This window comes from Collinsella sp. AF23-4AC (assembly GCF_003462685.1).
In the GTDB taxonomy this organism is placed as follows: domain Bacteria; phylum Actinomycetota; class Coriobacteriia; order Coriobacteriales; family Coriobacteriaceae; genus Collinsella.
In genome coordinates, this window is sequence record NZ_QRVE01000004.1 from 1 (window position 1) to 13,916 (window position 13,916).

At 58.2% G+C, this 13,916-nt stretch carries 12 protein-coding genes; 3 read left to right on the forward strand and 9 right to left on the reverse strand.

Translation table 11 applies throughout. The annotated features are described in order from the left end of the window. Nucleotides 1–286: 286 nt before the first annotated feature. From DWY05_RS03630 to rnd, 9 genes are all read right to left on the reverse strand, one after another. Nucleotides 287–1,465, reverse strand: a complete 1,179-nt coding sequence (locus tag DWY05_RS03630; protein WP_117820680.1) for an acetate/propionate family kinase — start codon at nt 1,463–1,465, stop codon at nt 287–289. 163 nt (nt 1,466–1,628) lie between these two features. Continuing rightward, nucleotides 1,629–2,807 (reverse strand): acetate/propionate family kinase, encoded by a 1,179-nt coding sequence (locus tag DWY05_RS03635; RefSeq protein WP_117820681.1) that lies wholly within the window; start codon nt 2,805–2,807, stop codon nt 1,629–1,631. 120 nt (nt 2,808–2,927) lie between these two features. Beyond that, the gene (locus tag DWY05_RS03640) at nt 2,928–4,088 is read right to left on the reverse strand and encodes an MFS transporter (protein WP_117820682.1); all 1,161 of its coding nucleotides are present in this window, start codon (nt 4,086–4,088) and stop codon (nt 2,928–2,930) included. Nucleotides 4,089–4,207: 119 nt separating this feature from the next. After that, nucleotides 4,208–5,098, reverse strand: a complete 891-nt coding sequence (locus tag DWY05_RS03645) for a LysR family transcriptional regulator (protein WP_117820683.1) — start codon at nt 5,096–5,098, stop codon at nt 4,208–4,210. 41 nt (nt 5,099–5,139) lie between these two features. After that, nucleotides 5,140–5,475, reverse strand: coding sequence for a histidine triad nucleotide-binding protein (locus DWY05_RS03650; protein WP_117820684.1), 336 nt, complete (start codon nt 5,473–5,475; stop codon nt 5,140–5,142). Nucleotides 5,476–5,630: 155 nt separating this feature from the next. Continuing rightward, nucleotides 5,631–5,897 carry an exodeoxyribonuclease VII small subunit gene (gene xseB, locus DWY05_RS03655; RefSeq protein ID WP_006234311.1) on the reverse strand — a complete coding sequence of 89 codons (267 nt, stop codon included), beginning with the start codon at nt 5,895–5,897 and terminating at the stop codon, nt 5,631–5,633. A gap of 42 nt (nt 5,898–5,939) precedes the next feature. Then, nucleotides 5,940–7,391, reverse strand: coding sequence for an exodeoxyribonuclease VII large subunit (xseA, locus tag DWY05_RS03660; protein WP_370448083.1), 1,452 nt, complete (start codon nt 7,389–7,391; stop codon nt 5,940–5,942). A gap of 115 nt (nt 7,392–7,506) precedes the next feature. After that, entirely contained in the window at nt 7,507–8,211 is a 705-nt protein-coding gene (locus DWY05_RS03665) for a zinc metallopeptidase (RefSeq protein WP_117735251.1), read from the reverse strand. 238 nt (nt 8,212–8,449) lie between these two features. Beyond that, the gene (gene rnd / locus DWY05_RS03670; RefSeq protein ID WP_117820685.1) at nt 8,450–9,583 is read right to left on the reverse strand and encodes a ribonuclease D; all 1,134 of its coding nucleotides are present in this window, start codon (nt 9,581–9,583) and stop codon (nt 8,450–8,452) included. Nucleotides 9,584–9,681: 98 nt separating this feature from the next. Between rnd and DWY05_RS03675 the strand changes: the two genes are divergently transcribed. The 3 genes from DWY05_RS03675 to DWY05_RS03685 all read left to right on the forward strand — a co-directional run bounded on the left by DWY05_RS03675 (nt 9,682) and on the right by DWY05_RS03685 (nt 13,911). Continuing rightward, a complete protein-coding gene (locus DWY05_RS03675) occupies nt 9,682–10,599 on the forward strand; it encodes a diacylglycerol kinase family protein (RefSeq protein WP_117820686.1) in 918 nt (305 codons plus the stop codon). Between the two features lie 407 nt (nt 10,600–11,006). Beyond that, nucleotides 11,007–12,938: a C69 family dipeptidase gene (locus DWY05_RS03680; RefSeq protein WP_117820687.1), complete on the forward strand. Its 1,932-nt coding sequence runs from the start codon at nt 11,007–11,009 to the stop codon at nt 12,936–12,938. 400 nt (nt 12,939–13,338) lie between these two features. Further along, nucleotides 13,339–13,911 (forward strand): hypothetical protein, encoded by a 573-nt coding sequence (locus DWY05_RS03685; RefSeq protein ID WP_117820688.1) that lies wholly within the window; start codon nt 13,339–13,341, stop codon nt 13,909–13,911. The last annotated feature ends 5 nt before the right edge of the window (nt 13,912–13,916 follow it).

The window sequence follows — 13,916 nt, forward strand, 5'->3', positions numbered from 1 at the left end:
TATACGGGTGCATCATCGACGTCTTCAATACAGAAGATATCAGTGCGGAGTGTTTTCAGGGGTTAACCTGCGCTGCCTTCTACCGTCACGTGGCATTCAGGGCATCTGGAGTGGACGGCGGCTTGGCTACGAGCTGGAGCTGAGGATCTGAATGGTCGGGTGCCGTTACTGGGAGCGCAGGCGTTGCTGGTGGTGATCACTTTGGGACTGGAATTTCCGCCTGCTAGCAAAAAGGCCTCCCGAGCTGCTGCTCAGGAGGCCTTTCGTTCAATCGCAAGCGAACGCGTTAGTTGTTCTTGGTCAGACGCTCGACGTCGTGGGCGATCATGTATTCCTCGTCGGTGGGGATGACCATGACCGTGACGGCGGAACCGGCGGCGCTGATGACCTGCGGGCCGTTGCCCACGGCCTCGCGGTTCTTGTTATTGTCGATGCGTACGCCCAGCCACTCAAAGCAGTCGCAGAAGGCCTTGCGGATCGACCAGTCATTCTCGCCGATGCCGGCGGTAAAGGTGATGGTGTCCACGCCCGCCATGGAAGCGATCATGGAGCCAGCCTGCTGCATGGCCTTGTAGGCGAACATATCGAAGGCGAGCAGGCAGCGCTCGTCGCCCTCGGAGGCGCGTGTACGGATGTCGCGGGCGTCGTTGGAGATGCCCGAGATGGCAAGCAGACCAGACTGCTTGTTCATCATGTCATCGACTTCCTGATAGCTGTAGCCGCCCTCGCGCTGGAGGTAGCACACGGTGGCAGGATCAATGGAACCACAGCGAGTGCCCATCATCAGACCGTCGAGCGGCGTGAGGCCCATCGTGGTGTCGCGGCACACGCCGTCCTCGATAGCAGCGAGCGAAGCACCGTTACCCAAATGGCACGAAAGCAGACGGTGGCAGCGCGAACCCAGGATCTCCTTGGCCATCATCCACTCATAGCGATGGCTCGTGCCGTGGGCGCCGTACTTGCGCACGTGGTACTTGTCGCACACGTCCTTGGGCAGCGCGTAGGTATAGGCGACCTCGGGCATGGTCATGTGGAACGAGGTATCGAAGACGGCGACGTTGGGCAGCTCCGGATACTTCTCGCGGCAATACTCGATTGCTGCGGCCTCGCCGTAGTTGTGCAGCGGAGCAAGCGGTGCCACCTCAAGAATCTTGGCCATAACCTCGTCGTCGACAACTGCGGAATCATCGAAGTGCCAGCCGCCCTGAACGATACGATGGCCAATGCCATCAATCGTAAAGTCGGTCTTCTCGAGCTCCTCGAGCACGCGAGCGATAGCAGAGCGATGATCGGGGAAAGGGACCTCCTCGGTCTGCTTGGCGCCACCGTTCTCGGAGTGGCCAAAGATGCCCATGTCCGAACCGATACGTTCGCAGTTGCCCTTGGCGAAAACCTCTCGGGTATCGGTATCCAAAAGCTGATATTTAAGGCTTGAGCTGCCGGCGTTGACAACAAGTACGTTCATGAGACTCCTTTGCAGTGCAATACGGTCGACGCAGACCCCTTAAGGCGGCCGCATTTTAATAAGAAGTTATCACAACTTGATAAATAGCTATCAAGCATATCGCCCAACGAGCACAAAAGAGGGGCCGAACGGCGCTCGGTCGTCCAGCCCCTCCCTCTTGCAATTACTTGCCGTTGACGATGCGCTCGACGTCGGAAGCGATCATGAACTCCTCGTCCGTGGGGATGACGAAGATCTTGACCTTGGAATCCTTGGCAGACAGGCACCAAGCGCCGTCACCACGCAGGGCGTTGCGGGCATGATCCATCTTGACGCCCATAAAGGCCAGACGGTCGGCAACGCCGGCACGAACGGCCGGAGCGTGCTCACCGATGCCAGCGGTGAAGACCAGCGTGTCCATGCCGCACATGGAAGTAGCCATCTCGGCAGCCTTGGCGGCAATCTTGTAGACAAACATGTCGAAGGCGAGCTGAGCATCGGGGTCACCAGCGGCGGCGAGCTCCTCGACGTTGCGGCAGTCGTTGGTCTTGCCGCCGGTCACAGCCAAAAGGCCGGACTTCTTGTTCATCATCTCGTCGACCTCGTCGAAGGTGTAGCCACCCTCGCGCTGCAGGTAGCACACGGTAGCCGGGTCGATGGAACCGCAGCGGGTACCCATCATGACGCCGTCGAGCGGCGTCAAGCCCATGGTGGTGTCCATGCACTTCCCGTCCTCGATGGCGCACAGAGAAGCGCCGGAGCCAATGTGGCACACGACGACCTTGCGGGCCTCGCCGTTGGTCATCTCGGCGACCTTCTTGGAGATGTAACGGTAGCTGGTGCCGTGAGCGCCATACTTGCGGATGTGCAGCTTGTCGCAGACGTCCTTGGGCAGGGCGTAGGTGCGGGCGACCTCGGGCATGTTGAAGTGGAAAGCGGTGTCGTAGACCGTGACGTTGGGCAGGTCGGGATACTGCTCCAGGCAGTACTCGATAACATTAGCCTCGGGGTTGTTGTGCAGCGGGGCGAGCGGGGCAACCTCGCGGATCTTGGCGAGAACGTCCTCGTCGACGAGGGAGGAATCGCCAAAGTACCAGCCGCCCTGAACGATGCGGTGGCCGATGCCCTCAATCTTGACGCCGTTGGCCTCGAGGTCCTTCAGGACGACCTCGATGGCGACCTTGTGGTCGGGGAACTCGATGTTCTCGGTCACCTTCTTGGAGCCGTTGGCAGCGTGGGTGAAGGTGCCGCCGGTAAAGCAGACGCGCTCGCAGGAGCCCTTCGCGGACACCTTATGGGACTTGGTATCGATGACCTGATACTTAAGGGTCGAAGATCCTGCGTTGACGACCAGAACGTTCATGTGTCTCCCTACTAACAGGCGGTGTGGCGCCGCCAGATTACATACGTTTCAATAATAAACCCAAACGCCCTCGCGCTCGGGTTTATTGCGTTGATATATAAGTTATCGGTGCCTAAATACTCATGGCCTTTGACTTGTAAGACAAAATAGCGCGGGGATATACACCAAAGAAGAAATCCCGAGCGCAACAAGCAATACGACTCTAATGCCCGCAACGCTACTCAGCACAGAGTTGAGCAGATAGAAAAGAACAGCACCCACCGCCACCATCTGGCTTTGAACCGAAATCAGTGAACAGCGCATCGATGAATCGGCAGCATTTTGGAAAACTGAGTATTTGATTGGGGCAAACAACGAGTACGCAACCGTCTGCAGCACATAGAACACGGGCAGCAAATTAGCCGGAGCAAGGGGGATCAAAAACAAAGCTGTCAATACTAAGCGAATGATGCCGCAAATACGCGCAAAACGGCCCTTGTCGACATGAGCAATCACACTGGGCACAATAAGCCCCATGGAGGCCGAGGCAAGGAGCTGGACCGCAATGGTCACACCCGAAGCGACGGCATTCATTCCGCGACCCGCAAGCAGCAGTGAGAAAAAGTCTTCCAGGGCGACAAAAGCAAATGCCTGAGAACAGTCCATGATGAACGCTGAACGAAGAATGCCATTACACGCAATAGCGGCACCGATCATCTTCGGGCTAATTCCACGCTCAGGTGCCCCCGCAGTGCCCCCTCTTCGCATCTCAGGAATGCAGACAACGACAACCAACGTCAACACCATTGCGATGATATCTGCCGAAAGACCAATGAGATATGCACCGACAGACGAAATGAAACCGCCCACGCAAGCGGAGATGGCATAAGAGGCATAGAAAACAAATCGCTCAACGACATTAAGTCTTACGAGCTGGTCCTGAGAGACGCTGTCAATGTAAATCGCTTCTATGGATCCGCTCAGACATGCAACGGCAAAACCTTTGAGAGCGAACGCACCGATTAAAAGCAGAGGGGAACGGACGAGAAGCAGGGCGGCGTAGTATCCAAGCATCCCCACGCCGCCAACGAGACCGCTTGTCTTTCGTCCAAACCTATCAGCAATATAGCCAGTGGGTACTTCGAGGATGAACTTACTCACTTGATATGCAATCATCATGCTAGAAATCGCCACCATCGAGAATCCGACGAATTCAAGGTAAACCGTCAGAAAATACAAAATGGTGCTGAAGTTCGACAGAAAAACGAACGTCATATAAAGCAAAACCGTACGGTTTTTCATGCTCCGCCCTCCAAGAGTCAGCAATCTAAATCGGAATCTTGGAAAAGCATGAGGGCAAAGCTGTCAGCTATGTGTTGCAGAACGTCAACATTCACTTGACGACACGAGGCCAAATGGCCTCACGAAGCGAGATGACGCAATAGGTGAAGAAAGACCGTCTGGTGTCGATCGGTCCAGGCATTTTGTCGATAGCAAAAGTAGATGGGCAAGGCTACGTCATGTGAGGCTTCAATGGAGTACTCGCTCACTTCCGATCCATCCGATGCGAGAGAAGAGCCAGAAAAACCCAATATCAATCCCCCGGCTTGAAGAAACTCAGCCTGAGCCCTGCTTCCGTATTCGACATCACGGAAGCGAAAATTGACGAGCTGGGCTTCAGGGCATTGGTTAATCGCATTGAGACAGGGTGACAAATTAATGGGAACAGCGAGCCTGCCGCCCAGTAACTCACGAATGGTCATAGCGTCAACAGATTGATGACCCGCTGGGTATGAAAGAACCTTGAGCTCCTTTTCACCCAAATATTTTGAAGAAAGGACGCTGTCCCGTGGTTCCTCAAACGAGATAGCCGCGTCCGAAATGCCAAGCACAAGTGATTCAAAGCATGTTGCCGTTGGCTGATGCCACACATCAAGATGAATCTGAGGGTGCGAGCGTTCAAACGAGTCATACCAGTTTTCGGCAAAAAGGCGCCCCCGTCCATGAAGGCAGGGGGCGTAAAGACGGAAGTGGCCGTCGGGCGAGACGCCGTCGCCCCTCGATTGTGCGTACTTTTTGAGATCGTCGACTTGTGCCAGGATCACGCGTGCACGACGCGCAAATTCTCTGCCCGCCGGAGACAAAACAGCCTCCCCCGCCGATCGGTCGAGCAAAACAATCTGATACTCAGATTCCAACTTTTTGATTGCCGACGAAACGGCTTGCGGACTCACATGAACGGCGCGAGCTGCTTTGCGCACGCCGCCATAGTTCGCTACCGCTTGAAGGTATTCGAGTTGAGAAAGCTGCATAGATTACTCCAAAGGCAGCCAAGTCGACGGGCTACGCGCCCTCAGATGAGGTTCTCGCCCAGGCTCTTGCCACCGAGGACGTGCATGTGGAAGTGCATGACGGTCTGGCCGGCGTTGACACCCTTGTTGGAAATGACGCGGAAACCGTCCTCCAGACCCTTGGCCTTGGCGACCTCCTGGATGGCGTGAGCCATGGCGCCCATGGTCTCGGCGGGCACGTTGTCGGCGATATCGCTGTAGTGCTTCTTGGGGATCACGAGCGTATGGACCGGCGCCTGGGGGTTGAGGTCGTCGAACGCGATGACTTGGTCGTCCTCATAGACAACGGTCGAGGGGATCTCGTGGTTGGCGATTTTGCAGAAAATGCAATCACACATGGTTGGTTCCTTTCTCACAGACCAAAGTAGTCTTTTTGGGACGGGGCTTTTTTGACTACTTTTTCGCAAACGCAAACGCTCGGCGAGCCGTCGCGCAAGGGTAGTCAAAAAAGCCCCGTCCCAAAAAGACTACCCCAAAGCAGGCTGTAAGTTGGCTAGAACGAGAGGTTGTCGTCGGTGTTGGCGGCTTCGCCGTCGGCGAGCACGTCGTTGCCATCAACGTCCTTAAGGAGCACCGAGACCTTCTGCTCGGCATCGGACAGGCGGGTACGCAGACTCTTGAGGAGCTCGACACCGCGGGTATAGCTCTCGAGCGACTCCTCGAGCTCCATATCGCCCGACTCAAGGCTGCGGATGATGAGCTCCAGCTCCTGCGAGGCCTGCTTGTACGTAAGCTGCTCCACCGGGGTCTTCTCTGCCATATCTGTTTCCTTTCCTAAGGGTCTATCACTGTGAAACGCGGTCTACTCGACCGCGTTGACGGTTGCCGAAACGTTACCGTCTGACATGCGCACGCGGATGGCGTCGCCGGGCTTAAAGGTCTTGGCGCTCGTAGCAACCCCATCATCGCTGTACGCGATGGAGTAACCGCGGGCAAGCACCTTGAGCGGCGACAGGGCATCGAGCGACGCGGCCGCTCGGCCCAAGTCGGACGCGGGCTTGCTGAGCATCGTGCGCCCCTGATGCTCTAGACGAGAACTCGCAAGCGCGAGCGCATGGCGCTTGCCATCGAGCCCCGAGGTGCTTGCAACCAGACGCTCGGGCAGGTGCTCAAAGTTGGAACGAAAGGACCCGACCGAGCGTACTATGGCGCCCGACAGGCGATCGGCAGTCAGCGCAAGCTCCGATTCGCGACGCTCGACCATAAATGTGGGGTCGTTGAGGCACGGGCGGCACGCGGCTGCATCGAGCGCGTCGCCCAGACGAGCCGTATAGGTGTCCCAGGCACGACGGCCGCGTTGGTCGAGCATTTCCAGATCGACCTGATCCGACCCGATCATCGAAGCCATCGCGGCGCCCAGACGCTGATGGCGCGCCTCGAGCACATCAGCCAACTCCGTCATAGCCGGCGCCACCGATTCGGCCGCCGCCGTGGGTGTGGAGGCGCGACGGTCACTCACCATGTCGCAGATCGAGGTATCGGGCTCATGCCCAATGCCCGTCACCACAGGCACGGGACAGGCTGCCACCGCGCGGGCGAGCTCCTCATCGTTAAAGGTCATGAGGTCCTCGAAGGAACCGCCGCCACGCACGAGCAAAATGCAATCGGGCGCCGGCGTAATGGCAGCGGCGCGGCGCAGGCCCTCAATGAGCTCGGCCGGCGCACCCTCGCCTTGAACCTTGGCGCCCACGCAGACGAGCTCGACGAGCGGGTTGCGACGGCGCAGCGTACGCTTGACGTCGTCGATTACGGCACCCGAAAGCGAGGTGACAACCGCCACGTGGGAGCAGAACACCGGAATGCGGCGCTTGCGCGCTTCGTCCATCAGGCCCTCGCGGCGTAGCTTTTCGGCCAGTTGCGCCACTTGTTGACGCAGCAGACCCTCGCCCGCCAGCGAGAATGAGCGAGCGACAAAGCTCATGCGGCCCGTGGCCTTATAGAGATTGAAGCTGCCCTTAAAGCTCACCTGCATGCCATCGCGCAAGTCGAAGGTGCGCTTAAGGTAGGCGCCCTTCCAGATGATGCAGTCAACGGCGGCCGAGTCGTCCTTAATCTGGAAGTAGCAGTGGCCGCTTCGGGCATTGGGGCCACGGAAGCCCGTGACCTCGCCCAGAACGCTCAGCTGCGGAATGGCATCGAGAGCACCGGCGGCGATCTCTACCGCCTGGCTCACGCTGAGCTCCTTACGCTCCTGCTCGTCCGAACCGTCGAACTCGGCGGAAACGGCATTGCCGGTCAGATTCCAGCCTGCCACGCAGCCTCCTTTCGTTATCGCGCACAAGGGCTCCGGCCCTGCGCAAATTCAAGTCCAACACATAGTACAGCGCCGCGGGGACACAAATCTCCGCGGCGCCTGTCAAGCCAATTTGTTATCGGTTGGAGTTTCTGTTGTAGCGAGCCATAAGATAGAGCAGCTGAATGATCGAAGTGAGCGCTGCAGCCACATAGGTAAGCGCGGCTGCCGTCAGGACCTTCTTGGCACCGTTGACCTGCTTGGAACTCATACCCGACTGCTCAATATACGCCACGGCGCGCCGACTAGCATCAATCTCAACCGGCAGCGTAACCAGTTGGAACAGCACGCTAAACGAGAAGAAGACCAGCGCGAGGGTCGTGAGTCCCGCGATGTTCATGAACAGGCCCATGAGCAGTACGATCGTCCAGGTGTTCTGGGTAAAGTTGACGACGGGGACCAAAGCGGTGCGTACCTTCATCATGGCATAACCACTTTGACGCTGGGCGGCATGGCCCGCCTCGTGGCAGGCGACGGCAACGCTTGCGACCGACCCGCCCGAACGGTTGGCATCCGAGAGATACAGGTTGTTATCCTGCGGGTTGTAATGATCGGTAAGCTCGCCGGCAACGCCCTTTATGCCCACGGCGCTACAACCGTTGGCATCGAGCATGCGACGAGCGACCGTGGCGCCCGTATCGCCGTCCGAGCGCACCTTAGACCACGTCTTGTACGTCGAGTTGATATAGCTCTGCGCGGCAAGGCCAAGCACTGTGCAGACAAGAACAACCAGCAGGTACAGCGGGTCGATGCCAAAGCCGTATCCATAGTAATAAGGCATGCGAATTCCTCCGAATCGAGTTACACGTTGGAGGCATTCTACCCACTCGACTGACCAGCAAATCAACATCGATGTTTTGGCAATGTCAGCGAAAACGGTCGAGAGCGAGCAAGGTGACGTGAAAGAGAAGCGTCGCGTACTTTGGTACGCGAGCGACGATTGAACGTCAGATTGCCGCTCTCGGCCGTTTGCAGCGTCGAGCTGTTACGCGGTTTGGTAAAACCGCGTAACTATATACCTATAGCAATTCAATTTTGCCATCTTTGACCGTCAACCCCATATTGCCCGAGAGTAAATCGTCCAGACGCGAACCCACGAGCTCAAAACGCCAACCTTCGCGCAGGGGGCTCTGCTCGGGATGCTCGATGTAGTCGGCCAGGTCATCGCGCGAGGCAATGACCGAGGTCGCCACGCCCGAGCGCTCGGAGACCAAGCGAATAAGCGCATACATAAGGTCGGTCACGCTCTCCAACTCCGGCGAAATCTGGCGATGCCCGCGCACCATGAGCGGCAGGCGATCGTGCGGGCAGCTCGCGCCGCGCTTGATGGCCATGAGCGCGCCGTCCACATCGCGCTCCCCCAGCTGGTCGGTGCCGCGGATGCTGCGGAACTCCTCGACGCGCACGGGATTGCGCTTGACGAGCGCCAGCAGCGTGTCGTCGGACATGACCCACTTGCGCGGGATGTTGCGGCGCTCGGCGCGATCCTCGCGCCAAGCGGCGAGCTCGCGCGCGATACCCAGCTGGTGACGGCTGCAGGAGTTGATGCGCTTGACCTTGCGGAATGCCTCGTGACGATCGGCGCGATAATGCGACTCGTCGGCCAGCGGACGCAACTCGTCGAGCACCCAGTCCACCCGGCCCAGCTCGCGCAGGCGACTCATCATCTCGGTATAGGCGACGATCAAGTACTTGACGTCATCAATCGCGTACTCAATCTGCTTATCGGTCAGCGGGCGACGCGACCAGTCGGTCAGCGACTCGGTCTTGGGCAGCGAGACGCCGCAAAACGTCTGAACAAGCGCGCCATACGAAATCTGCTGGCGCTCGCCCAAAAAGGCGGCGGCAACCTGCGTATCGAAAATCGGTCGTGGCAGCACGCCCACGGTATGGAGCATAACCTCCATATCCTGCGAGCAGGCGTGAAAGACCTTAGTCACGCTCTCGTCGGCCATAAGCTCGGCCAGCGGCGATAGGTCGTCAATCACCAGGGGATCGACCGCGACGCTCTCGGCAGGGGTGGCAATCTGAACCAGGCACAGGCGCGGATGGAACGTGCGCTCGCGCAAAAACTCGGTATCGACGGCAATCGCGTCGAACTCACGGGCGCGCTGGCAAAAGTCGAGTAGAGCCTGATGTGTGGAAATGTACATATCAACCCATCGAATAAGGTTAGGCCCGAAAAACACGGGTAGGATATCGGCATTGCCTTACAACTATACTCGGTTAGTCACAGAACGGGAACGTAAGTATGCGCTGCCTTATCATCCACAACCCGGCATCGGGCCCCAGCTCAGATGAAATCTACGCATTCACGCACGCCCTCGCGCAGGGCGGCGACGAGGTCGTGATGCGTTTTATCGGCGATGGCATGGAGCCCGAGGACGCCGTGGCAGACGTGCGCGAGTTTGATCGCGTGGTCGTTTCGGGCGGCGACGGCACCGTCTCCAACGTGCTCGACCAGATGCGCGGATGCGGTGTCCCCACGCTCGTCTTCCCCTCCGGTACGGCCTGCCTGTTCTTTAACAACATCGGTAATGCCCCCGAGGCAGCGGCGCTTGCCAAGGCTTGCCGCGCCGGTCGCACGGTCAAAGTGGACATGGGCGAGCTCTTTTGGCTCGACGAGGACGGCAACGAGAAGCGCCACGGCTTTATCATCATTGCCGGCTCGGGCTTCGACGCCGAGATCATGATGAAGGCCGCTCCCACCAAAAACGACATCGGCGAGATCGCCTACTTCCTCTCCGCGCTCGCCACGCCCAACCCCACGGTGGCGCACTTTACGATTGAGCACGACGGCATTGTCGAGGAGCTCGACGGCATCTGCTGCATGGCGGGCAATACCTCGGTCATCCAAAACGACATCAACCTGTTCCCCGACTGCCGCATGAACGATGGCATGGTCGACATTGCGGTCATCGAACCCGTAAAAACTGTGCAGCTTCTACCGACTGTGATCACCGCCGCACTCGACCCCGCCGGCAAGGTACTCGGGCGCCCGCAGTTCAAGATCATCCAGACCAAGGAAGCCAAGATCACCTGCACCCCATCGCTGGGCATGCAGTTCGATGGCGAGATCATCTCCAGCAACTCGGGCGTCTTTGGTGCCCGCGCACTTCCGCAATGCCTCGACCTCATCGTCGATGAATTCTCACCGCTTGGTAAATAGGAGGACCCCATGAACGACAATCCCCTGATCGGCTTTATTGTCATCGTCTTGGCCATGCTCGTCGGCTATGCGATCAACGTGATCCACCGCCGGAAGAAGTAATTCCACATTGGTATGATATTCATCCAATTATCGTCTCCCCCGTTGTTTATGCATTTGCCAAACAGCGGGGGATTTTCATTTCGAGCATTCCAGCTACTTTATTCGGCTACAGTAATTACAGGGCGTCTTTATTAAAGTAAAGCTACAAACTGAGTATAATTAACCGCTCATCGCATATTTCATTACGCTTATCGAGTAAGTTTCTTTCATAGATGAATATTGTTTCCAGTTCGTTACGCTAATGGGGTGTCTTTATTGGCTGAAGCCCTCTGGCAACGGAGGGCTTTCGCACGCTGGGAGGGAAAATGAGGAAAACTCACCCCGTCAACGCGCTCAAAAAGCTTGGCATAGGCCTCGCCTTTGGAGCTGCAACCATCATGTCCATGCCGACGTCTGCGCTCGCCTGCACGCAGATGTACATGGGCAAAGATCTAACAGCCGACGGCAACACGTACTACGGCCGCGCCGAGGACTTTGGCAAGCGCTATCTTAAGCACTACGGCATCGAACCTGCCCACGAACCTGGCTTTAAGTACAGCTCGATTGAATCTGCTTTTGAATACACTTCGAACAAGCCTACCTATCGCTACAGCTATGTACGCGACCACCCCTCCAACTGGATGGGTCGCACCGACGCCTACTCCGAGGCCGGCATCAACGAGAAGGGCGTCTCCTGCTCCGCCACGCTAAGCACCTCCTATAACGAGGAGGCCGCTGCAGCAGACCCCATCGATGAGGAAGTGGGTCTGGGCGAGTACAGTTACGGCAGCATCATCCTGGGCGAGAGCGCCACGGCCCGCGAGGGCGTCGAGCTTCTCGGCAGCCTGATCGATGATCAAGGCGTCTGCACCAACGACCAGATCATCATCGCCGACAACAACGAGACCTGGCTGTTCGCCACACTTTCCGCCCATCAGTGGATCGCCATGAAGCTCGCTGACGACGTCGCGTCGCTCAACCCTAATATCGGGAGCCTCAACTACGATGTCAACCTCAATGACACCGAGAACTGCCTGCACTCCGAGGGCATCGAGTCCATGCCCGTGGAGAAGGGCTTTGCCGAGTACACCGACGGCAAATTCGACGTTGCCAAGACCTATGGCGAGAGAATCAATGAAAGCGGCAGGCATCAGTGGACTCGCTATGTCCAGGGCCGAGACTACTTCATGAACCCGCTAATCAAGGACGAGGACTACACCATTGTTAAAGACAAGGACGGTACCGGCGCATCCGTCAGCGAGATCCAGCCCTTGTTCTTCAAGCCTGGCAAGTCTGGCTGGAGCACCTTTGAGCTGATTCGTGCCTTTGGCAACCGCGGCGAAAATGTCCCCGGCCTTAACGCCAACACCGACGGCGTCTACGCCATCGGCACCGAGCGCAACACCGAGATCAACCTCTTCCAGATTCGTCGTGGCCTTGACCCCCAGGTCGCTACCATCCAGTGGGAAATGCTCTCCCGCGCCGCGTACTCCGTCGCCATCCCGTTGTACTCCGCTCTGATAACTGAGGTCAGCCCGTACTTCAGCGATCAGACCGTCTCCTTCGATCACTGCAAACAGACTGACGTCGTGTACAACGAGGAGCCCGAGAACTCAATCAACTACGTCCTCATGGACATCAGCTCGCTCTGCTTTGAGAACCCTGACACCCTTGGTATCAGCGTCCGTGCCTACCTCGATGCGCTCCAGAACGAGCTCATCGAGCAGAACAAGGAAGTTGACGCCGCCATGCTGGCCGAGACGACCACCGAGGGCCGCACTGCCCTGGCCAACAAGGCCGGCAAGGCTGCCACTGAGAACACCTACGTCAAGTGCAAGGCCCTGCTCCAGGAGATGCGCGCCTATCAGAAGGCCGAAAACTTCGACCAGCCCTTCACCCCGAGCGACCTGAACACCGAGACTAACGGCCTCAAGGTGTCCATCACCTACGCCAAGGACGCTCTTGCCACCGACCCGGTAACCCCGGATCAGCCTGGCACTCCCGAGCAGCCTGGTACTCCTGAGCAGCCCGGTACCCCCGAGCAGCCCGCTAAGCCCGAGAAGCCCACCACCAAGCCCGAGAAGCCTGGCAAGTCGGACACCACGACTACGGTAACCACCAACAAGACGAACACCAAGGGCGGCCTGCCCACCACCGGTGATCGTTTTGATGGCCGCGTGGTGGCTGCATTCGCCATCGCTGGCGTTGCCGTCATCTCCGCGGGCGGTTACTTCCTCTACCGTCGCAATAAGGAGTAACGTCTTAGCTGAGCGGGCAAGGCAGCAATGGCAGCCTCGCCCGCTCAGCCCGCTCTTTTGACCGGTGGGAAACCCGCCTGAAATCTTTTTAAAAAAGATTTCCCCGCACACACTTCGCTGTGCTATAGTGCAGCGCAACAGCAACTAGGTGCGACTGTACCATGGCATCACGAAAGGAGCCACCGACATGAAGAACACGATGAACTCTCTCAACAACTGGTGGTGGCGTGATGCGAATACGATCGGTCGACAGTGAGTCCCTCACGCCTGTTTTTGCGCTCTAGGTGATTGGAAGGCCTCCGGTTTCGACCGGGGGCCTTTTTCTATCTCGAGCCCGATCGCATTCGCATCACGCGCCTCCGCTTTTCTCTTGCACTCCCATTCCGAAAGGATTTTCACCATGTCTCAGAACACCACCGCCGCCCAGCCCCGCACCGTCCAGACCGCCGACCGCGGCAAACTCGATGTCCGCGCTCTCGTCCTGCTCGCCATCCTGCTCGCTGCCGGCTTCATCCTCAACTTCACCGTCGGCAAGGCAATCTCAGGCATCTCGGGCGGCATGATCAGCCCCGAGTTCATCATCTCGGCCTTCTGCCTCACCATCCTGGTCGTTCGCCCCAACATCGGCCAGGCGCTCGTCATTGGCCTCATCTCGGCTGCCGTAATCCAGATCACCACTACTTCGCCGTTCGTCGATTTTGCCGCCGAGGGCATCGCCGCCATGCTCATGGCCGGCATCGTCAACGCCGCCGGCAAGAACGGTCAGGTCAAGCCCGCCATCGCCATCGTCGCAACGTTCGTGACCACCTTTGTCTCGGGCGTCATCTTCATGGTCATCAAGATGGCCATGCTCGGCGTGGTAGGCGAGCTCGCCGCCGCTATGCTGCCCGTCGTCGCCATGACCGCCGTGTTTAACGCCATCCTGGTCGGCGCTCTCTACCTGCCCATCCAGAGGGCTCTGAAGCTCAACTAACCTGC

Coding starts and splice junctions, on each gene's coding strand:
- DWY05_RS03630 (WP_117820680.1), bottom strand. CDS start 1,465: ATGAACGTACTTGTTGTCAACGCCGGCAGCTCAAGCCTTAAATATCAG.
- DWY05_RS03635 (WP_117820681.1), bottom strand. CDS start 2,807: ATGAACGTTCTGGTCGTCAACGCAGGATCTTCGACCCTTAAGTATCAG.
- DWY05_RS03640 (WP_117820682.1), bottom strand. CDS start 4,088: ATGAAAAACCGTACGGTTTTGCTTTATATGACGTTCGTTTTTCTGTCG.
- DWY05_RS03645 (WP_117820683.1), bottom strand. CDS start 5,098: ATGCAGCTTTCTCAACTCGAATACCTTCAAGCGGTAGCGAACTATGGC.
- DWY05_RS03650 (WP_117820684.1), bottom strand. CDS start 5,475: ATGTGTGATTGCATTTTCTGCAAAATCGCCAACCACGAGATCCCCTCG.
- xseB (WP_006234311.1), bottom strand. CDS start 5,897: ATGGCAGAGAAGACCCCGGTGGAGCAGCTTACGTACAAGCAGGCCTCG.
- DWY05_RS03665 (WP_117735251.1), bottom strand. CDS start 8,211: ATGCCTTATTACTATGGATACGGCTTTGGCATCGACCCGCTGTACCTG.
- rnd (WP_117820685.1), bottom strand. CDS start 9,583: ATGTACATTTCCACACATCAGGCTCTACTCGACTTTTGCCAGCGCGCC.
- DWY05_RS03675 (WP_117820686.1), top strand. CDS start 9,682: ATGCGCTGCCTTATCATCCACAACCCGGCATCGGGCCCCAGCTCAGAT.
- DWY05_RS03680 (WP_117820687.1), top strand. CDS start 11,007: ATGAGGAAAACTCACCCCGTCAACGCGCTCAAAAAGCTTGGCATAGGC.
- DWY05_RS03685 (WP_117820688.1), top strand. CDS start 13,339: ATGTCTCAGAACACCACCGCCGCCCAGCCCCGCACCGTCCAGACCGCC.